Genomic DNA, 19,031 nt, shown 5'->3' with positions numbered 1-19,031 from the left:
CGCATGGCCGACGCGCTCCTCACGGTCCGTGGCATCACCCGCCGCTTCGGCGACCGGACCGTCCTGTCCGGGATCGACCTCGACGTCGCCGCCGGTGAGGCCGTCGGTGTCGTCGGGCCCAACGGCAGCGGCAAGTCCACCCTGCTGCGGTGCATCGTCGGGGCCGACGAGGCGGACGACGGCGAGGCCTGGCTGGCCGGACGGGTCCTGGACGAGAAGCTGCCCGAGATCCGGCGCGACCTCGCGGTCGTGATGGACGACATCGACTTCTTCCCCGACCTGTCGGTGGTCGAGCACCTCGACCTCGTGGCGCGCGCCCACGCGCAGCCCGACGCCGAGGAGGTCGTCGACGTCGTCATCGACGAGGTCGGCCTGATGGAGGTGTCGGGTCAGCTGCCCTCGACGCTCTCGTCCGGCCAGCGGCGGAGGCTGGCCCTCGCCAGCGCCTTCGTGCGGCCGCGCCGCCTGCTCGTGCTCGACGAGCCCGAGGCGCGGCTCGACGTCGACGGTGTCGACTGGCTCGGTCGCAGGCTGCTGGCCGAGAAGGCCGCCGGGTGCGCGGTGCTCCTGGTGAGCCACGACCCGTCCCTGGTCGAGCGCGTCTGCGACCGCGTCGTACGGCTCGGGGCCGACGCCGACGCCGACCCCGGCGCCGACCTTGGCCATGACTGAGCTCGCGGACGAGGTCCCCACCGCGCGCGAGGTGCGGGCCGAGATCCGCGACTGGCGACGCGGGCGCGCCGAGCTCAGGTGGGGCGAGGTGCTCTCCGACGGCTACGTCGCGCTCTTCTGCGTGGTCATGGTCGGCGCGATGGGCGGCAACGTCGTGCTCACCCTGCGCCGCCTCGCTGACGACTCGTGCGCGGGAGCGTGCACCCAGGTGCGCTCGGCCCTCCCATGGCTGGTGGCCCTCGGGGTCGCGCTCCTCGCGCTCGGCCTCGCCCGCCTGCTCGGGCCCGTCTTCAGCCCGCCCGCCGCCAACGCCTGGCTGCTCAGCACCCCGGTCGACCGCGGCGCGCTGCTGCGGCCCGGGTGGTGGCGCACGGCGGCGGTCTCGGTCGCCATCGCGGTGCTGGCGCTGGTCGCCCCGGCCGTGCTCGGTGGCTTCTCGGTCGCCGAGGGCGTCGTGTTCGTGGTCGCCGGCGGCGGCACCGCCCTCGCCTTCGTGGCGGTCGCCGCCCTGTCCCAGGTGCACGAGAGCCGGGTCGCCCGCGGCCTGACATGGCTGGTCGCCGCCGTCCTCTGGTTGCTCCTGAGTCTCTCAGCGACTCACGGCGCAGGAGCGGTCCCCGAGGTGTCCCTCGGGGTCGGCGCCGCCGTCGCCGCGACCGTCGCGATGGTTGCCGCGGCGCTGTCCTGGCGGGCACGCTCGGCGCTGGCGATCGTCCCGCGCCGGGTCCTCGGCTACACCGCGCACCTGTCCCCCAGCCTCTCCGGGGCGCTGTCGTCGGTCGACCTCGGCCTGATGTACGACGTCCTGCTCGCCCGCCGCTGGGGACGAGGAGCACACGTCCGACCGCGCACCGGCGGGCCCCTCGGCTGGCCGGCGCTCGTGCACCGCGACCTCCTCCGGGCACTGCGCGCCCCTCAGCCGTTCGTCGTGCTCGCCGCGTTCGTGCTCGTGCCCTACGCCGCCGCCGACGCCGGCGCGGGCCGGGCGGTCGTGCTGGTCACGACGCTCCTCGGCCTGCTGGCCGGCCCGGCGACGTGCTCGGGACTGCGGGTCGTCGTACGCACCCAGAGCCTGGCGCGGATGATGCCGCTGAGACGGCAGACCCTGCTCCTCGCCCACCTCGTCGTGCCCGGCACGGCGCTGCTGCTCTTCTCGCTGGCGACGATCCCGACGCTGCTGCCCGGTCACCCGTCGACCGAGGCGGCCAACCTCGCCATCGCGTGCGCACTCTCCGCGGTCGCGTCGACGACCCGCTGGGTGACCGGCAAGCCGCCGAACTACGCCGCGCCGATGGTCAGCACCCCGGCCGGCGGCGTCCCGACCGGCGTCTTCGGCAGCCTGGCCCGCGGCTTCGACGTGTGGGCGTTCACCGCGCTCCCGCTGATGTTCGGCACCGGCGGGATGATGCTGTCGAGCGTCATCAGCATCGGGGTCATCAGCTACCTGGTCTCGGACTCCGCCGCCTGAGCCGACGACCCTGCCGACGGCAGGACCGGCGCCATCACGTCGACGGTGAACCACGGCAGCATCAGCTGGGTGAGCGGGCCGATCGCCAGCGCGTAGACGACGGTGCCGAGACCGAGCGTCCCGCCGAGGAGCAGGCCGATCACCACGACGGCGACCTCGAGGCCGGTGCGCACCAGGCGCAGCGACCACCCGGTGCGACGTGCCAGTCCGGTCATCAGTCCGTCGCGCGGGCCGCGGCCGAGCTGGGCGCCGATGTAGAGGGCGCTGGCCAGGCCGCAGAGCACGACGCCGCCGATCATCAGCGCGATCCGGGCGGCGATCGCGTCGGGCCGGGCGAGCACGGCGAGCGTCAGGTCGGCCGAGAAGCCGACGACCAGGGCGTTGCTGATCGTGCCGAGGCCCGGCATCTCCCGCAGCGGGATCCACAGGACCAGCACCACGAAGCTGAACAGCACGACGGCCTGGCCGAGCGTCATCGGCACGTGGCGGATGAAGCCGGAGTGCAGCACGTCCCACGGCGCCAGGCCCAGCGCGCCGCGCACCATCAGGGCCAGGGAGACGCCGTAGAGGAAGAGCCCGACGTAGAGCTGCGGCAGGCGGCGCGCGAGGCGGCCGGCCCGGAGCTGGGCGACAGGGCCGAGGTCGGTGAGGACGGATCGGGGTGCGGTGGCGACGGTCGTCGCCGGGGAGGGAGTCGTGCCGGACATGACACCATCCTGATAGAGATTGGCATTGTCGGACATAGCCAATCGTGGAACAGTGGCCTGCATGAGCCGTCTCGTCAGCGCCGCCCGCGTGGCCACTCTCGTGGGTGACTTCCCCCGCTCCCCCGCCTACCTCGGCCTCGCCGAGAGCCTGCGCGTGGTCATCGGCGACGGCAGGATCGGGCTCGGCGTACGGCTGCCGAGCGAGCGCGAGCTCACCACGGCGCTCGACGTCTCCCGGACCACGGTGACGCGCGCCTACGAGGTGCTGCGCGAGTCCGGGTACGCCGAGGCGCGCCGCGGGTCGGGCACGTTCACCACCGTCCCGGGAGGGCAGCGCCGCGCCCACGACCGCGCGCTGATGCCGAGCAACGGCCGCGAGGACGTCATCGACCTGATGTGCGCCGCCCACTCCGCGCCGCCCGGCCTCGTGGAGGCCTACCAGCGCGCGACCGACGAGCTCCCGGCCTACCTCAGCGGTCCCGGCTACTTCCCCCTCGGCGTGCCTGCACTGCAGGCCCGGATCGCCGCCACCTACGAGGCGCGCGGGCTCCCGACGGCCCCGGAGCAGGTGATGGTGACCGCCGGCGCGCTTGCCGCAGCGTCGGTGGTGGCCCAGGCCTTCACCGCCGCCGGTGAGCGCGTGGTGGTCGAGTCGCCGACCTACCCCAACGCCGCCCAGGCCCTCCGGCACGCGGGCGCGCGGCTCGTGCCCGCGACCGTCGACCCCGACGGCTGGGACCTCGACGCCCTCGCCGCGACCCTGCGGCAGACGTCGCCGCGGCTGGCCTACCTGATCCCCGACTTCCAGAACCCCACCGGGCACCTGATGTCCGACGAGCAGCGCGAGGAGCTGGCGGCCGCGCTGGCCCGCACGCGCACGACCGTCGTCGCCGACGAGGCCCACCAGGCGCTCGCCCTGCGCCCCGGTCTGGCGGAGGCGATGCCCCGCCCGCTGGCGGCGTACGCCCGCGACGCGATCACGATCGGCAGCGCCAGCAAGTCCTACTGGGGCGGCCTGCGCCTGGGCTGGGTGCGCGCCCCCCTCGACCAGGTGGACCGGCTGCTCCAGGCCCGCATCGGCCTCGACCTCGGGGCGCCTGTCCTCGAGCAGCTCGTGCTCGCCGACCTGATGGACCGCTCCGAGGAGGTCCTGCCGGCCCACCGCGAGCGGCTGGTCGCCGGCCGTGACGCCCTGGTCGCCGCGGTGCGCGAGCACCTGCCGGAGTGGCGCTTCCGTGTCCCCGACGGCGGGCTCGCCCTGTGGTGCGAGCTGCCCGAGGCGCTCGCCACCGCGACGACCGTGGAGGCCGAGCGCCGCGGCGTGGTGGTCGCCCCCGGCCCGGTGTTCGCCGTCGAGGGCGGCCTCGACCGCTTCGTCCGCATCCCGTGGACCGCGTCGCCCGACGACCTCACCGAGGCCGTACGACGCCTCTCCGCCGCGTGGGAGCACGTGTCGGGCCGGCGCACGTCCCCGGACGCACCGCGGCCGGCGACGCAGGGCGCCGCCGGCCGGGTGATGGTCGCCTAGCTCGTCACCGGGCGACCGGTCGTGCCTGCTACTTCGTCGGGCCCACCTTGACGATCAGTGCGTCACCGGTGTTGGCGGTGACCCGGATCATCGTGCCGGTCTTGGGCACGTCCACGCTGTACCAGCCGGGCTGGTAGCGACCCGGGTGCTTGCCCGTCGTGCCGTGCGCGTCCGAGCCGTACCAGTAGGTCCTGGTGTCGTCGAAGACCGGGTTGGCCGGCTTGCTCGCGATGGTGCCGGTCTGCAGCTCCGCCCCGGTGATCTTGCCGTCACCGTTGGTGTCCACCTCGCGGTGCAGCGTGATCGCGTCGGTCCGCTCGAGGGAGAACGTCGAGTCGTAGGACAGGATCCGCGGCCGCATGAGGGTGTTGTCCGGCCAGTGGCTGAGCTCCGGGTTGGCGTCCACCGGGAGCACGAGGCCCGAGCCCGGGTGGTCCCCCACGTTGTTGTCGGCCTGGGAGGAGTCCCAGTAGTTGACGAGCATGCCGTTCTGGTAGGGGTAGTGCTCCACCCAGTCCGGCCTGGTGAACGGGTACGAGAAGTTGTACGCCGTCGCGAGCGACGCGTCGTAGCCGTCGTACTGGCGGTTCTCGGCGATGTAGGCGTTGAAGTACTTCTCCACCTCGGTGCCGGTCGTGGTGCGGAAGCCGTTGAGGGTCCAGCCCTCGTTGTCGTTCTCCGCGGTGCCGATCACGGTGCCGTCGATCGCGATGTTGTCGACCTGGAAGCCGCTGAGGGTGAAGGCGCCGTCGGTCTGGTAGCGGAACCGCACCGCCGTGGTGCCCGCCGGCAGCGTGGCCGTCAGGCCCGTCCAGTCGGCCTTGGTGCCGGTGATGCCCGTCTTGCTCGTGTTGAACCCGCTCTGGTCACCAGAGGTGTCGGACAGGTTCGTGGCCACAGGCGTCCATGTCGTACCGCCGTCGGTGGAGGCCTCGAGGAACGCGTAGTCCCAGTCCTCCTCGATGTCGTACCTGACCTTGGCGGTCAGGTTGGTCCCGCTGACGCCGGTCTTGGTCATCGAGTTGTTGAGGTCGTCACCCTGGTCGGACCAGAAGTACTTCGTCCCGCCGTCGGACGCCGGGGCGCCGAGCTCCTGCTTGACCTCCTTGTCAGGGAGCGTGGCGATGATCGCCTGCTTGGCCTGGCTGGTGGCCGGCACGTTCTTGCCGAGGCGGACCGTGGCCTTCTTGCCCGGGTCGACGACCTGGTAGAAGGGACCCTGGTCGCCCTGCTTGTTGAGCCACCCGAGCTGGAAGAGCTCCCAGGCGCCCATGTCGGTCGGGGCGTCGCCGATGGTGTCACCGCCGTCGCCGATGTTGGCGCCGGAGGACATGAGGGTCCAGAAGGCGGTGTTGTTCTCCGCACCGCCGGTGTTGCCCGAGGTGTCGTAGAGGTCCGGCAGGCCGAGGTCGTGGCCGAACTCGTGGGCGAACACGCCCAGGCCGCCGTTCTCGGGCTGGATCGTGTAGTCACCGACCCACACGCCGGTCGGGTTGTTCGGGACCGGGTTCGCGGCGTTGGCGCCGAGACCGTACGCGCCGGCGTTGGAGCCGATGTTGACACCGGTCAGACCGCCGGGGCCGCTGCCCTGCAGGTTGGCGTACCAGCGGTGGCTCCAGATGGCGTCCGAGCCGTAGATCGGGTCGCCGGCCGCCTCGTCGCCGCCCGCGTGGACGATCTGGAAGTGGTCGATGAAGCCGTCGGGCTCGTCGTAGTTGCCGTCGCCGTCGACGTCGTAGCGGTCCTGGATGTCGAAGGTCTTCAGGTAGTCGGTGATCTGGGCCATCGTCTGGCCGGCCTTGAGCTGGTTGTCGACCCAGACGGCCATCGCGTCGCGCACGAGCGCCTTCGTGGAGGCGCAGGTGGTCACGGCGGCGCCGGGCGGCGTGCCGCAGAAGCCACGGCCGTAGAGCGCCTGGTTGTAGGGGACCTTGACCCACTCGGTGACGTCACCGTCGATGGAGTAGCGACCCGACGACTGGGTCTCGTAGTACTCCTTCATCCGGTTGAAGTACATGTCCTCGTAGTGCTCGCGGTCGAAGTCCTCCTGCCAGATGGTGGAGTTGTCGACCGTGCGGTCGGGCTCCGGGATCTGGTTGTGCAGGGGGCCGTCGAACCGCTGCGGCTGGGGCGCCGGCAGGTTGAACCCGTTGTTGGGCGGGTCCACGAAGCGCTTGTCGGTGGCGGTCTCGAAGCGCTTGTCGCCGAACTCGGCCAGCACCACGAAGATCTTGTCAGTGCCCTCGTTGGCGAGCGGCACCTCCTGGTTCGCGCCCTTCGAGCTGGCCTTGAAGGGCGCCTTGCCCTCGGCCAGGCGCTGCAGCGCGGCCTGCTTCTGCGCGTCGCGCTTGGCCTTGATGGCCAGCGGGTGCTTCGGCTCGTGGCCGCCCTGCGGGCGGTCGGCCGACGGCGCCTCCTCGGGGGCGCTGACACCGGGGTTGGCGCTCGTGGGCGAGCTGACGAGCAGTCCGGCGGCCACCAGGCCGGCCGATGCGACGATGGCCGCTGCCCTCTTGTTGTGGCGTGAGAGGTGTCTCAACGGGGGAATCCCTCCATGTGCAGGCAGGGAAAGCCCAGGTCGAGATCGTCGCCCGAGACATCCCTGATCTGACGACCGCCGCCCGATGCGGCGGTCCGTCGAGGATCCTCCGTGGTGATCCGGGCCACAGGGAAGACGGCCTGCAGGTTTTTTGCAGGGTCGTTACCGAACCGTGACCTGCATACCGCTCCCGGGGTGGAGGGTCAGGACAGGTCCACCGCGCGGACCGACACGGCCTGGATGGCCTCCTCGATCTGCGCCAGCGTCTCGGCGGGGATCGCCGAGTCGACGCTCAGCGCGACCAGGGCCGAGCCGCCCTTGTCGTGGCGCGAGACCTGCATGCCGGCGATGTTGACCTCGGCGTCGCCGAGGATCCCGCCGACCGTGCCGACCATGCCGGGGCGGTCCTCGTAGGTGAGGAAGGCCAGGTGCGTGGTGGGCTCCAGGTCGACGTCGAAGCCGTTGACCTCGACGAGCCGCTCCTTCTGCGCGAGGCCGACCAGCGTGCCGCTGACCGACACCTGGGTGCCGTCGGCCAGGGTGCCGCGCAGCGTGATCAGGTTGCGGTGGTCGGGGCTCTCGGGCTCGGTGACCAGGCGCACCTCGGTGCCACGCTCGGCAGCCAGCAGCGGGGCGTTGACGTAGGAGACCTGCTCCTCGACGACGTCGGCGAAGACGCCCTTGAGCGCGGCCAGCTCGAGCACCTTGACGTCGTACTCCGTGATCTCGCCGCGCACCTCGACGTCGAGCTGCTGGGCGACCTCGCCGGCGAGCGCGGTGAAGACGCGGCCGAGCTTCTCGGTGAGCGGGATGCCGGGCCGTACGTCCTCGGCGATGACCCCGCCCTGCACGTTGACCGCGTCGGGCACGAGCTCGCCGCTGAGCGCGAGGCGGACCGAGCGCGCGACGGCGATCCCGGCCTTCTCCTGCGCCTCGTCGGTCGAGGCACCCAGGTGGGGCGTCGCGACGACGTTGTCGAGCTCGAACAGCGGGCTGTCGGTGCACGGCTCGGTCGCGAACACGTCGAGGCCCGCCGCCGCGATCTGACCGGTCTTGAGGGCGTCGAACAGGGCGGCCTCGTCGACGATGCCGCCGCGGGCGGCGTTGACCAGGACCAGGCTCTCCTTGGCGGCGGCGAGCTGGTCGGCACCGATCAGGCCCACGGTCTCGGGCGTCTTGGGCAGGTGGACGCTCATGAAGTCGGACTCGGCGAGCAGCGTGTCGAGGTCGACGAGGCGCACGCCCATCTGCGCAGCGCGGCCGGCCTGCACGTAGGGGTCGTAGGCGATGACCTTCATGCCGAACGCGCTGAGCCGCTGGGCGACCAGGACGCCGATCCGGCCGAGGCCGACGATGCCGACGGTCTTCTCGTAGAGCTCGATCCCGGTGTACTTGGAGCGCTTCCACTCGCCGTTGCGCAGCGCCGCGTGGGCGGGGCTGACGTGGCGGGCGGCGGCCAGCATGAGCGCGACGGCGAGCTCGGCGGCGCTGACGATGTTGGAGGTCGGCGCGTTGACGACCATCACGCCGGCCTGGGTCGCGGCCTTCACGTCGACGTTGTCGAGGCCGACACCGGCACGGGCGACGACCTTGAGGCGGCGAGCGGCGGCGAGCGCCTCGGCGTCCACCTTGGTGGCCGAACGGACCAGGATCGCGTCCACGTCGGCGATCGCCGGCAGCAGCGCGGCGCGGTCGGCGCCGTCGCAGTGGCGGATCTCGAAGTCGGGGCCGAGCGCCTCGATCGTCGCCGGGCTCAGCTCCTCGGCGATCAGGACGACGGGCTTGGCGGGCGTGGCAGCGGGTGCGTTCACAGCGGGGTCCTCAGGAATCTGGAGGGTGGTCCGGGACTGCACGACGCTGTGCTCCGCCCACACTACCCGCGCCACCGCGGGCCTCCGAACCCGTCCCACCGTGCGGCCCCGGGGTCGAGTGCGCAGCCCTGCGGCCGTCACTACCGCGAGCGCACTCGCCTCCTCCACACTGGCGGCCATGGGAGCGATGGACGAGGCCGAGCGGCTGGAGCCCGCGACGGTCGAGGAGTGGCGCGACTGGTTGCGCGAGCACCACGAGCAGCCGACCGGCGTGTGGCTGGTGTCGCCGCGCAAGGCGGCCGACCGGCCGTTCTCCTACGAGGAGGCCGTCATCGAGGGACTGCGGTTCGGGTGGGTCGACTCGACGGTCAGGCCGGTCGACGACCTGCGGTCGATGCAGTGGTTCGCGCCCCGGCGCGCCGGCAGCATGTGGACCCGGATCAACAAGGGCCGGATCGCCCGGCTCGAGGAGGCCGGGCTGATGGAGCCGGCCGGTGCCGCCGCGGTCGAGAAGGCCAAGGAGACGGGTATGTGGACGCTGATGGACGACGTCGAGGACCTCGTCGTGCCGACCGACCTCGCTGCCGCGTTCGAGCGTCACCCGGGCTCGCGCGAGCACTGGGACGCGTGGTCACCCTCGGCGCGGAAGATGATCCTGACGTGGATCGTGCTGGCCAAGCGGCCCGAGACCCGCGCCACCCGCGTGGAGACGTCGGCCGCGAAGGCCGCACAGGGGGTCAAGGCGGTCTCGTGAGACCGGGCGTGCGTCAGATGGCGCAGCCGTCCGGTCCGCAGACCTCACCGTCGGCGCCGACCGTCTGCAGGGTCGGGTGCGACTCCGACCACGCGCGCTCGAGCACCTGCGTGAAGACCTCCGTGGGCTGCGCCCCGGAGACGCCGTACTTCTGGTCGATCACGAAGAACGGCACGCCGGTCGCCCCGTAGGCCTGGGCCTGCTCGACGTCGGCCCGGACGTCGGCCTCGAACTCGCGCGACGCGAGCACCTCGTCCACCCGCGTGCCGTCGAGGCCCGCGGCGACGGCGACCTCGCGCAGGACCGCGTGGTCGGCGAGGTTGCGCGCCTGGGTGAAGTACGCCTCGAGCAGCGCCTCCTTCACCCGGCCCTGCAGCTCGTTGCCGCCCTCGGCGTGGGCGAGGTGGATGACCCGGTGCGCGTCGACGGTGTTGAGGTGCAGCGTCTCGGAGAGCCGGTAGACCAGCCCCTCCTCGGCCGCGACGGCCTCGACGCGGTCCTGCATCTGCTGAACGCCTGCGGGCGACTGGCCGTACTTGCGGGCCAGCATGACCGAGGTCGGCTGGGTCGGCTCGACGGGCGCCCCCGGGTCGAGCTCGTAGGAGCGCCAGTGCACCTCCACCTCGTCGGCGTGGCCGAGCTCGGCCAGCGCGTTCTCGATGCGGCGCTTGCCGATGTAGCACCAGGGGCAGACGACGTCGGACCAGATCTCGATCTTCACGACCGGCCCAACACCGGTCCTGACCTGCGTGTTCCCGCGGGCGGTCAGGACTCCTGGCGCTGCACCGTGGAGCGACGCAGCACGTAGCCGCCGACCAGCCCGATGACCAGGGCGAAGAGGACGCCGAGGTTGGCGAACGCCCACGCCCCGTCCCGGCCGCCGAGGCCGAGGGGGCCGAGGAGGTAGCCCTGCCAGTTGTTCCACGACGCCGCGTCGGAGAACGTGTTGATCACGAGCCCCCAGCCGACGACCGAGGCGACCACCATGGTGCCGATCGCCGTCCAGTCGACGGAGCCGTAGCGACCGGCCGGGTCGAACAGCGCCTCCTCGTCGTAGTCGCGCCTGCGCAGCGCGAGGTCGGCGATCATCAGGCCGGCCCACGCGGCGAGCGGGACGCCGAGCGTGATGAGGAAGCTCTGGAAGGGCCCCGCGAAGTCCTCCGCGACGAAGACGACGTAGAAGGTGCCGAGGGTCAGCAGGACGCCGTCGACGGCGGCCGCCTGCGGCCGCTTCAGACGTACGCCGAGCGAGAGGAGGGTGAGCCCTGAGGAGTAGATGCCGAGCACCGCACCACTGACCAGCGAGAGGATGGCGGCCAGCAGGAAGGGCACGAGGGCCCAGGTCGGCAGCAGCGTGGCCAGGGTGCCGATCGGGTCACCCGCCACCCCGTCGAGGATCTCGGTCGACGAGCCGGCGAGAGCCAGGCCGAACAGCACGAGCACGACGGGGGCGAGCGCGCCACCGAAGGTGTTCCACGCGACGATCGACGGGCCGGAGGCGCTGCGCCTCTGGTAGCGGGACCAGTCGGCGGCGATGTTGATCCAGCCGAGCCCGAAGCCGGTCATCACCATCACGAGTGCCCCGATCACCGCCTGCGTCGAGCCGGCCGGGATGTCCTGCACCGCGGACCAGTCGATGTCGTCGACCGTGAGGGCCATGTAGAGGATCGTCACGATCCCGGTGATCCAGGTCAGCACGGACTGCAGCCGCATGATGATGTGGTAGCCGGCGACGCTGGCCGACACGATGAGGGCCGCCACCACGACGGCCGCGACCACCTTCGTACCGGTGCCGCCGCCCCAGCCGAGACGGGTGAAGATCGTCGAGGTCGCGAGCACCGCGAGGATGGCGAGGAACGTCTCCCACCCGATCGAGACGAGCCACGAGATGACGCCGGGCACCTTCTGCCCGTTCACCCCGAAGGCCGCGCGGCTCAGGATCATCGTGGGCGCGGAGCCGCGCTTGCCGGCGATGGCGATGACCCCGCAGAGGGCGAAGGACACGACGATGCCGATCACCGAGACCAGCACGCCCTGCCAGAACGAGATGCCGAAGTAGAGGACGAACGAGGCGTAGCTCAGGCCGAAGACCGACACGTTGGCCGCGAACCACGGCCAGAACAGGTCCTGCGGCCGGGCGGTGCGCTCGGACTCCTCGATGATCTCGATGCCGGTCGTCTCGACGCCGAGCCGTCGGGTTCGTTCGAGCCCGGACCTCTCCGAAGTTGTGCTCATGACCGCATCGTAGGCCCGCGCGAGGCCAGGTCGAGGAGCCCCTCCAGCGGACCACGCCGCCACGGCCCGCGGCGCACGACCGCGTGCCAGGCCGCGGTCACCGCCAGCGACCCGACCAGCAGGACGGCGAGGTTGCGCCACGAGTCGTCCGCGGCGCCCGGGTGGAGCACCCGGACGTCGTACGCAAGCCAGAGGACCTGGAGCGCGTAGAGGGTCAGCGTCATCGCACCGACCGCCGCCGGCCAGCTGACGAGGCGACCCGTCGCACCGCGGGCGAGGGCGCGGGCGGCGGCGAGGCCGACGAGCGCGACGCCTGTCGCCACGAGCGCGTCGAGGGTGGTCTCCTGCAGCGTGCCGGAGTAGGGCACGAGGTCGACGATCCCCTTCTGCTCCGCGGCGAGCATCGCGGCGCCCGAGAGGAGGAGCCCGGCACCGACGGCCGTGGGAGCGAGGACCGCGTCCCGGCCGGGGCCGCGGACCAGGAGACGGGCGAGCACGATCCCGATCGCCGCGTAGGCGAGCATCGGGAGCAGGCGGTAGGGGCCACCCACGGCGAAACGCGTCGCGTCGCCCAGCAGGCCCGGATCGAGGAGGCCGCCGACCCGCGTGTGCCGGACGGCCCACGGACCGACCACCACCGCGACCAGGGCGACCGCGCCGACCACCACGGTGGGCAGTCGCGCGAGGAGTGCCGCCAGCACCAGCACCACACCGAGGTGGGCGAGCACGACGACGACCTGCGCTCCCGCCCGCTCGAGGGCGAGTCCGAGCGCGACCAGGGCGAGGGCGCGCACGACGACGGCGTACCAGTGACGGGCGCCCCGGCGGTGGGCGCCGAGCTCGGCACCGACGCCGACCAGCAGCGCGAACAGCGGCATCGTGAGGTACTCGCTCAGCTCGAACACGTGAGCCGGTCCCTGGATCGGCGTCACGTGCGCGACGTACATCGACACGAGGGCCACGAAGCGCACCAGGTCGACGTCGGGCCGGCGGTGCGTCACGAGCACATCCTGCCCCGGCCGGTCAGGCGCGGATCAGCACCTCGCCGTGGAGGACCGAGAACCACCCGTCCGGGTCGTCGGCCCATCCACGCCAGGAGGCCGCGACGTCGTCGAGCTCGTCGGGCGTCGCGCGACCGCTGTCCACGAGCTGGCGCGCGAGGGCGGTCGAGGTGAGCCGGTCGGCCCACAGGTTGCCCCACCACGTCCGGTCCTCGGGTGTGGCGAAGCACCAGGTCGCCGAGCTCGCGACGACGTCCGTGGCCCCGGCGGCGTGCGCCCAGGCCAGCAGCATCCGACCGGCGTGCGGCTCTCCCCCGTTGGCCCGCGCCGCGCCGTCGTACAGCTCGAGCCAGCGGTCGAGGCCCGCGGTCGGCGGGTACCAGGAGAAGTGCCCGTAGTCGCTGTCGCGGGCCGCGACCAGGCCGCCGGGTCGGGTGACGCGCAGCATCTCGCGCAGCGCGCCGATGGGGTCGGAGACGTGCTGGAGCACCTGGTGGGCGTGGACGACGTCGAACTCGTCGTCCGTGAGGTCGAGCGCGTGCACGTCACCGACGACGACCGTGGCGTTGGTGACGCCCTGCCGCAGGAGCTCGGCCCGCGTGAGGTCGGCCGCGGCGTCGTTGATCTCGACCGCGACCACCTCGCGCACGATCCGGGCCAGGTCGGCCGTGATCGTGCCGGGCCCGGAGCCGACGTCGAGCAGGCGCTGGTCGTCGCGGAGGTGCGGCAGGAGGTGGGCGGCCCAGTTCTCCGCGGTGCGCCAGCGGTGCGAGCGCAGGACGGCCTCGGCGTGTCCGTGGGTGTACGTCGTCACGCCGGGGCCGTCCTCTCGCGGTGGGGCTGGACCGGCGTCAGCGCGCCGACGAGCCTTCGGTGTAGTCGGTGTCGTGCGACTTCACCCAGGCCATCAGCTTGCGGAGCTCGCGGCCGGTCTGCTCGATCGGGTGCGACTCGGCCTTCTGGCGGAACGCGGTGAACTCGGGCGAGCCGTTGTCCATGTCGGTGATGAAGCGCTCGGCGAACGCGCCGTTCTTGATGTCGGCGAGCACGTCCTCCATGTTCTTCTTCACCTCCGGCGTGATCACGCGGGGGCCGGACACGTAGTCGCCGAACTCGGCCGTGTCGGAGACCGACCAGCGCTGCTTGGCGATGCCGCCTTCGTACATCAGGTCCACGATGAGCTTGAGCTCGTGGAGGCACTCGAAGTAGGCGACCTCGGGCTGGTAGCCGGCCTCGGTGAGGACCTCGAAGCCGTACTGCACGAGCTGGGATGCGCCACCGCACAGCACGGCCTGCTCGCCGAACAGGTCGGTCTCGGTCTCCTCGGTGAAGGTGGTCTTGATGCCGCCGGCGCGCAGGCCGCCGATCGCCTTCGCGTAGGACAGCGCGAGGTCCCAGGCCTTGCCGGACTCGTCCTTCTCCACCGCCACGAGCACCGGCACGCCGCGCCCGTCGACGTACTCGCGACGCACGAGGTGGCCGGGGCCCTTGGGGGCCACCATGAAGACGTCAACGCCGGCGGGCGGGGTGATGTAGCCGAAGCGGATGTTGAAGCCGTGGCCGAACACCAGGGTGTCGCCGGGCGTGAGCGCGGGCTCGATCTCCTCGGCGTAGAGCTTTCGCTGGTGCTGGTCGGGGGCGAGGATCACGATCAGGTCGGACTCCTCCGCGGCCTCACGCGGGGTGAGGACCCGCAGGCCCTCGGCCTCGGCCTTGTCCCGGCTCTTCGAGCCCGGCTGCAGGCCGATCCGGACGTCGACGCCGGAGTCGCGCAGGGACAGCGCGTGGGCGTGGCCCTGGCTGCCGTAGCCGATCACCGCGACGTTCTTGCCCTGGATCAGGCTCAGGTCGGCGTCGTCGTCGTAGAACATCTCAGCCACTGGGGGCTCTCCTTCATGGGTTGGTGCTGCGGGGTAGGTGGGGTTTCGTGACGGTCGCTGCGCGACCTCCTCAACCAGCGGCTGAGGCGATGGGCTTGATGGCGGAAGCAGGGGCCGGTACGGCGACCGGGCGCTGCGGGCGCTCGCTGATCGAGCGCGAGCCGCGACCGATCGCGACCATGCCCGACTGGACGAGCTCGCGGATGCCGAAGGGCTCGAGGACCCGCAGCAGGTCGGCCAGCTTGTCGGCGTTGCCGACGGCCTGGACCGTGACGGCCTCGGGCGACACGTCGACGACCTTGGCACGGAAGAGCTGGACGGCGTCGAGCACCGCGCCGCGGGTCGCGGCGTCGGCGCGCACCTTGACGAGCAGCAGCTCGCGGTTGACCGAGCCCGGCCCGTCGAGCTCGACGATCTTGATGACCTCCACGAGCTTGTTGAGCTGCTTGGTCACCTGCTCGAGCGGTGACTCCTCGACGTTGACCACGATGGTCATCCGCGAGACCTCGGGGTGCTCGGTCGGACCCACCGCGAGGCTGTCGATGTTGAACCCGCGGCGCGAGAAGAGGCCGGCGATGCGCGCGAGCACACCGGGCTTGTTCTCGACCAGCACGGACAGGGTGTGCTTGGCGGATGGGGTGCTCATGCCCGGACCTCCCAGTCGTCCTCGACCTCGTCGAACTTCGGCGCGAGGTCGCGCGCGTACTTGATCTCGTCGTTGCTGGTGCCGGCCGCGACCATCGGCCACACCATCGCGTCGCGGTGCACCCGGAAGTCCACCACCACGGGCTGGTCGTCGATGGCCATCGCCTTCTCGATCGTGGCGTCGACCTCGTCGGGCGACTCGCACGCCAGGCCCACGCAGCCGTAGGCGTCGGCGAGCTTGACGAAGTCGGGGATGCGCTTGGAGTGCAGGTCGGTGTTGGAGTAGCGCTCGTTGTAGAACAGCGTCTGCCACTGCCGGACCATGCCGAGCGACTCGTTGTTGATGATCGCGACCTTGATCGGGATGTCGTTGATCGCGCAGGTGGCGAGCTCCTGGTTGGTCATCTGGAAGCAGCCGTCACCGTCGATCGCCCACACGGTGGTGTCGGGCATGCCGACCTTGGCGCCCATCGCGGCCGGGACGGCGTACCCCATGGTGCCGAGGCCGCCGGAGTTGATCCAGGTGTTGGGGTTCTCGTAGCCGACGTAGTGGGCCGCCCACATCTGGTGCTGACCGACACCCGAGGCGTAGACGGCCTCGGGGCCGGCGATCGCGCCGAGCCGCTCGATGACGTACTGCGGGGCGAGCGAGCCGTCGGTGGGGGTGTCGTAGCCCAGCGGGTAGCTCTTCTTCAGGCCGGCGAGGAAGGCGACCCACGCCTCGTAGTCGCCGTCGGCGCCCTCGGCCGTGAGCAGCGCGACGAGCTGGGCGATGACCTCCTTGCAGTCGCCCACGATCGGCACGTCCGCGTGACGGTTCTTGCCGATCTCGGCCGGGTCGATGTCCGCGTGGATGACCAGGGCGTGGGGGGCGAACGAGTCGAGGTTGCCGGTGACGCGGTCGTCGAAGCGGGCGCCCAGGCTGATGATGAGATCGCTCTTCTGCAGTCCGGCCACGGCGGCGACGGTGCCGTGCATGCCGGGCATCCCGAGGTGCTGCGGGTTGCTGTCGGGGAACGCGCCGCGGGCCATGAGGGTGGTGACGACCGGGATGCCGGTCAGCGCAGCCAGCTGGGCGAGCTCCCGCGAGGCGCGGGCGCGGATCACGCCGCCGCCGACGTAGAGGACCGGTCGGCGGGCCTGCCGGATCAGCCGCACCGCTTCCTTGATCTGCTTCGCGTGGGGCGTGGTCACCGGCCGGTAGCCGGGCAGGTGCAGCTCGTCGGGCCAGCTGAAGGTGGTCATCGCCTGGAGCGCCGACTTGGCCACGTCGACGAGGACCGGACCCGGGCGGCCGGTCGAGGCGATGTGGAAGGCCTCGGCCACGGTGCGCGGGATGTCGGCGGGGTCGGTGACGAGGAAGTTGTGCTTGGTGATCGGCATCGTGATGCCACGGATGTCGGCCTCCTGGAAGGCGTCCGTGCCGATCATCGCGGCGCCCACCTGACCGGTGACGGCCACCATCGGGACGGAGTCCATGTGAGCGTCGGCCAGCGGGGTCACGAGGTTGGTCGCACCCGGCCCGGACGTGGCCATGCAGACGCCGACCTTCCCGGTCGCGGCGGCGTAGCCCTGGGCCGCGTGCCCGGCCCCCTGCTCGTGGCGCACGAGGATGTGGCGGATCCGGGTGGAGTCCATCAGCGGGTCGTAGGCCGGGAGGATGGCCCCGCCCGGGATGCCGAAGATGTCGGTGACGCCGGCGGCCTCGAGTGACGTCACGAGGCTCTGCGCTCCGGTGACCGAAGTGCTGCCGTGTCCGCCCTGCTCGCTCATGGATCCACTTCCTGGTTGGGGGTCGTGCCTGTGCCTGACCAACAAAAAACCCCCCGGCCCGGTGGGCGACGAGGGGATGACGCGTGTGCGCGGGTCCGGGGACCTCAGCTCACGCGTCGCGTGCGTACAAGAATGTTGGTGCGCATGCGACAACCGTCGTCGCCGGGCCGTGCCGGCGTCAAGCCAGTGTGCCAGTCGTCCCACGATGTGGAACGCGAGTCTCGGGATGTGGCCGCTCAGCCGCGGGTCAGGGGCGTGCAGATGCACGACCGGTTGCCGTCGGCGTCGGCGACCACCCAGAAGGCTGGAGCCTCGGCGTCGCTGACCAGCGTGCCGCCGGCGTCGAGCACCGCCTGGAGGCGCCTCTCCCCCTCGTCGTGCGGCACCCAGACGTCGAAGTGCCAGCGCTGCTCGACCTCCGGGGCGGGCAGCTCGGCTCCCTGCTCGTCGTCGGGACCGGGCGGCTCCTGGAACCACAGCGTCGGGACCTGTCCGCTCGGGTCCACCGGCTCGCCGTTCTCGACCGTGCCCCCGAGGAGTGCTGCGTAGAACGGCGCCAGCCGCGAGCCGTCGGCGGTGTCCACGCCCGGCTCGAGCTGTGTCAGGCCGGACGCGTCGGCCCTGGCTCCCAGCTCGGCAGCGAACCCGCTGATCCGCCGTGCGAGGTCGATGTCGCGGCTCGTGATGCCGCCCACGTCGTGGCTGCGGAGCGTGACGATCACCTCGGGGTAGGTCAGCGAGACGTCGGGGTGGTGGTCGGCCTCGTCGGCGGCCGCACCGATCCGGTCGACCAGCGCGACGCCGGTCGCGAAGTCGCCGGTCCGGAAGCGGGCCCGCAGCGAGTTGAGGACCTTGCGCCAGTCGTCGATCCCGGCCTCGAGGATCTCGTCGTGGCTGAGTCGTGCCTTCGGGTCGACGGTCGATTCGCTCATCCTGCGACCCTGCCACGACCCACCGACAGCGGCCACCCTCCGATCGCGGTGGTCAGGACAACGTCTGGGTGATCTCCCGGGTGTCACCGTCGACGACGACGCGGGCGAGGGCGCCATTGACGAGGGGCAGGTGGGGCGGGACGTGCCCGATCTCCAGGTCCCACACGATCGGCAGGTCGAGCCGGCCGAGCGCGTCGAGGACCGCGCCGCGCTGCGTGAGGTCGGGGTGGTCGGGAGCGTTCGTGCGTCCCACGAGCACCGCCGCCGCGCGGTCGAACCACCCGGCCAGGCGCATCGCGTGGAGGTGCCGGCAGATGTCGACGGCGTCGTCCTCGCAGGCCTCGAGGTAGACCACAGTGGCCTCGTCCAGAGCGTCGGCCCACCCGCGCACGTCGCCGTACGGCGTCCCGGCGAGGTGGCCGACCGTCTCGACGCACCCGCCCACGAGGCGTCCGGAGACGTCCAGGCTGCCGCCTCCTTCGACCTCCCAGCGGTTCGTGCCGACGTGCTTCCACTCCGTCGCACGCGGGTCCTCCTCGAAGCGCCACCAGTCGGTGACGACGCCCGAGTCGCGCTGCACGAACGGTCCCGGCCCGCTCGCGAGGTCGAGCCAGTGGAGCAGCCCGTCGGGGACGGCGTACGGCGTGTCGGCGAGGTTGTCGCCGTGGATGGTCGCCCAGCCGAGGCGGGTGGTGATCGGGAGCAGGACGGTCGACAGGTCGGAGAAGCCGACGAGCCACGTCGGCTCCGCCGCGGCGAGGGCGTCGTAGTCGAGGAGGTCGACCAGGTCGATCGCGGTCTCACCGCCCCACGGCGGGACGACGCAGTGGATGTCGGGGTCGGCGAGCATCCGGGTCAGCTCCGCGGCGCGCTGCTCCGCCGGCGCCGAGGTGAGGCCGGCGCCGTCCATGCACTCCCCCACCACGACGTCGTACCCACGCCCGCGCAGCCACTCGACGCAGAACCCGATCCGCTCCGACGCCGCGCCCGCGACACCGGCGGACGGAGAGGTGACACCGATGCGGTCACCCGGGCGGAGCGGTCGGGGGAAGCGGATCCCGTCGATCATCGGCGTCATGGTCGGAG

16 protein-coding genes are annotated in these 19,031 nt (G+C 71.9%); 4 read left to right on the top strand and 12 right to left on the bottom strand.

What is annotated here, in order from left to right; genetic code table 11:
• The first annotated feature begins 3 nt into the window (after nucleotides 1–3).
• Together L2K70_RS05590 and L2K70_RS05585 are read left to right on the top strand one after the other, a co-directional pair.
• Nucleotides 4–672 (top strand): ABC transporter ATP-binding protein, encoded by a 669-nt coding sequence (locus L2K70_RS05590; protein ID WP_236400199.1) that lies wholly within the window; start codon nucleotides 4–6, stop codon nucleotides 670–672.
• Nucleotides 665–2,140 (top strand): DUF6297 family protein, encoded by a 1,476-nt coding sequence (locus L2K70_RS05585; RefSeq protein WP_236400196.1) that lies wholly within the window; start codon nucleotides 665–667, stop codon nucleotides 2,138–2,140. The genes L2K70_RS05590 and L2K70_RS05585 overlap by 8 nt, the downstream gene beginning before the upstream one ends.
• Here the strand turns inward: L2K70_RS05585 and yczE are convergent.
• Complete coding sequence (yczE, locus tag L2K70_RS05580; RefSeq protein ID WP_236400193.1) at nucleotides 2,113–2,847, bottom strand: membrane protein YczE; 735 nt, start codon at nucleotides 2,845–2,847, stop codon at nucleotides 2,113–2,115. The two genes, L2K70_RS05585 and yczE, sit on opposite strands and share 28 nt — an antisense overlap.
• 61 nt (nucleotides 2,848–2,908) lie before the next feature.
• Here yczE and yczR point away from each other — a divergent pair, with 61 nt between their 5' ends.
• Nucleotides 2,909–4,375: a MocR-like transcription factor YczR gene (gene yczR, locus L2K70_RS05575; RefSeq protein ID WP_236400191.1), complete on the top strand. Its 1,467-nt coding sequence runs from the start codon at nucleotides 2,909–2,911 to the stop codon at nucleotides 4,373–4,375.
• Nucleotides 4,376–4,403: 28 nt separating this feature from the next.
• Here the strand turns inward: yczR and L2K70_RS05570 are convergent, their stop codons facing one another.
• Both L2K70_RS05570 and serA read right to left on the bottom strand, forming a co-directional pair.
• Nucleotides 4,404–6,914 (bottom strand): immune inhibitor A domain-containing protein, encoded by a 2,511-nt coding sequence (locus tag L2K70_RS05570; protein ID WP_236400189.1) that lies wholly within the window; start codon nucleotides 6,912–6,914, stop codon nucleotides 4,404–4,406.
• Nucleotides 6,915–7,117: 203 nt separating this feature from the next.
• Nucleotides 7,118–8,725 carry a phosphoglycerate dehydrogenase gene (gene serA / locus L2K70_RS05565; protein ID WP_236400188.1) on the bottom strand — a complete coding sequence of 536 codons (1,608 nt, stop codon included), beginning with the start codon at nucleotides 8,723–8,725 and terminating at the stop codon, nucleotides 7,118–7,120.
• A 178-nt stretch (nucleotides 8,726–8,903) separates the two neighbouring features.
• On the opposite strand from serA, the gene L2K70_RS05560 reads away from it, so the two are divergent.
• A complete protein-coding gene (locus L2K70_RS05560; RefSeq protein ID WP_236400177.1) occupies nucleotides 8,904–9,479 on the top strand; it encodes a YdeI/OmpD-associated family protein in 576 nt (191 codons plus the stop codon).
• Nucleotides 9,480–9,492: 13 nt separating this feature from the next.
• On the opposite strand, the gene L2K70_RS05555 is transcribed toward L2K70_RS05560, so the two are convergent.
• The 9 genes from L2K70_RS05555 to L2K70_RS05515 all read right to left on the bottom strand — a co-directional run bounded on the left by L2K70_RS05555 (nucleotide 9,493) and on the right by L2K70_RS05515 (nucleotide 19,023).
• Nucleotides 9,493–10,200 (bottom strand): DsbA family oxidoreductase, encoded by a 708-nt coding sequence (locus L2K70_RS05555; RefSeq protein ID WP_236400176.1) that lies wholly within the window; start codon nucleotides 10,198–10,200, stop codon nucleotides 9,493–9,495.
• Nucleotides 10,201–10,244: 44 nt separating this feature from the next.
• Nucleotides 10,245–11,714, bottom strand: coding sequence for a purine-cytosine permease family protein (locus L2K70_RS05550; protein ID WP_236400173.1), 1,470 nt, complete (start codon nucleotides 11,712–11,714; stop codon nucleotides 10,245–10,247).
• Nucleotides 11,711–12,715, bottom strand: coding sequence for a heparan-alpha-glucosaminide N-acetyltransferase domain-containing protein (locus L2K70_RS05545; protein ID WP_236400172.1), 1,005 nt, complete (start codon nucleotides 12,713–12,715; stop codon nucleotides 11,711–11,713). Before L2K70_RS05545 ends, L2K70_RS05550 begins: the two co-directional genes overlap by 4 nt.
• Nucleotides 12,716–12,737: 22 nt before the next feature.
• Entirely contained in the window at nucleotides 12,738–13,529 is a 792-nt protein-coding gene (locus L2K70_RS05540) for a class I SAM-dependent methyltransferase (protein WP_236400171.1), read from the bottom strand.
• Between the two features lie 37 nt (nucleotides 13,530–13,566).
• Nucleotides 13,567–14,595 carry a ketol-acid reductoisomerase gene (ilvC, locus tag L2K70_RS05535; protein WP_308195738.1) on the bottom strand — a complete coding sequence of 343 codons (1,029 nt, stop codon included), beginning with the start codon at nucleotides 14,593–14,595 and terminating at the stop codon, nucleotides 13,567–13,569.
• A 70-nt stretch (nucleotides 14,596–14,665) separates the two neighbouring features.
• The gene (gene ilvN, locus L2K70_RS05530; RefSeq protein WP_236400170.1) at nucleotides 14,666–15,241 is read right to left on the bottom strand and encodes an acetolactate synthase small subunit; all 576 of its coding nucleotides are present in this window, start codon (nucleotides 15,239–15,241) and stop codon (nucleotides 14,666–14,668) included.
• Nucleotides 15,238–17,013, bottom strand: coding sequence for an acetolactate synthase large subunit (locus L2K70_RS05525; RefSeq protein WP_236400168.1), 1,776 nt, complete (start codon nucleotides 17,011–17,013; stop codon nucleotides 15,238–15,240). The genes ilvN and L2K70_RS05525 overlap by 4 nt, the downstream gene beginning before the upstream one ends.
• A gap of 236 nt (nucleotides 17,014–17,249) precedes the next feature.
• Entirely contained in the window at nucleotides 17,250–17,945 is a 696-nt protein-coding gene (locus L2K70_RS05520) for a 4a-hydroxytetrahydrobiopterin dehydratase (RefSeq protein ID WP_236400167.1), read from the bottom strand.
• Between the two features lie 52 nt (nucleotides 17,946–17,997).
• Nucleotides 17,998–19,023 carry a S66 family peptidase gene (locus L2K70_RS05515; RefSeq protein WP_236400163.1) on the bottom strand — a complete coding sequence of 342 codons (1,026 nt, stop codon included), beginning with the start codon at nucleotides 19,021–19,023 and terminating at the stop codon, nucleotides 17,998–18,000.
• Between the last annotated feature and the right edge of the window lie 8 nt (nucleotides 19,024–19,031).

This window comes from Nocardioides potassii (assembly GCF_021648885.1).
Taxonomy (GTDB): domain Bacteria; phylum Actinomycetota; class Actinomycetes; order Propionibacteriales; family Nocardioidaceae; genus Nocardioides; species Nocardioides potassii.
The sequence above is the reverse complement of the archived record's forward strand: the minus strand, read 5'-3'. Positions and strand labels throughout refer to the sequence as shown.

Coding starts and splice junctions, on each gene's coding strand:
- L2K70_RS05590 (WP_236400199.1), top strand. CDS start 4: ATGGCCGACGCGCTCCTCACGGTCCGTGGCATCACCCGCCGCTTCGGC.
- L2K70_RS05585 (WP_236400196.1), top strand. CDS start 665: ATGACTGAGCTCGCGGACGAGGTCCCCACCGCGCGCGAGGTGCGGGCC.
- yczE (WP_236400193.1), bottom strand. CDS start 2,847: ATGTCCGGCACGACTCCCTCCCCGGCGACGACCGTCGCCACCGCACCC.
- yczR (WP_236400191.1), top strand. CDS start 2,909: ATGAGCCGTCTCGTCAGCGCCGCCCGCGTGGCCACTCTCGTGGGTGAC.
- L2K70_RS05560 (WP_236400177.1), top strand. CDS start 8,904: ATGGGAGCGATGGACGAGGCCGAGCGGCTGGAGCCCGCGACGGTCGAG.
- L2K70_RS05550 (WP_236400173.1), bottom strand. CDS start 11,714: ATGAGCACAACTTCGGAGAGGTCCGGGCTCGAACGAACCCGACGGCTC.
- ilvN (WP_236400170.1), bottom strand. CDS start 15,241: ATGAGCACCCCATCCGCCAAGCACACCCTGTCCGTGCTGGTCGAGAAC.
- L2K70_RS05525 (WP_236400168.1), bottom strand. CDS start 17,013: ATGAGCGAGCAGGGCGGACACGGCAGCACTTCGGTCACCGGAGCGCAG.
- L2K70_RS05520 (WP_236400167.1), bottom strand. CDS start 17,945: ATGAGCGAATCGACCGTCGACCCGAAGGCACGACTCAGCCACGACGAG.
- L2K70_RS05515 (WP_236400163.1), bottom strand. CDS start 19,023: ATGACGCCGATGATCGACGGGATCCGCTTCCCCCGACCGCTCCGCCCG.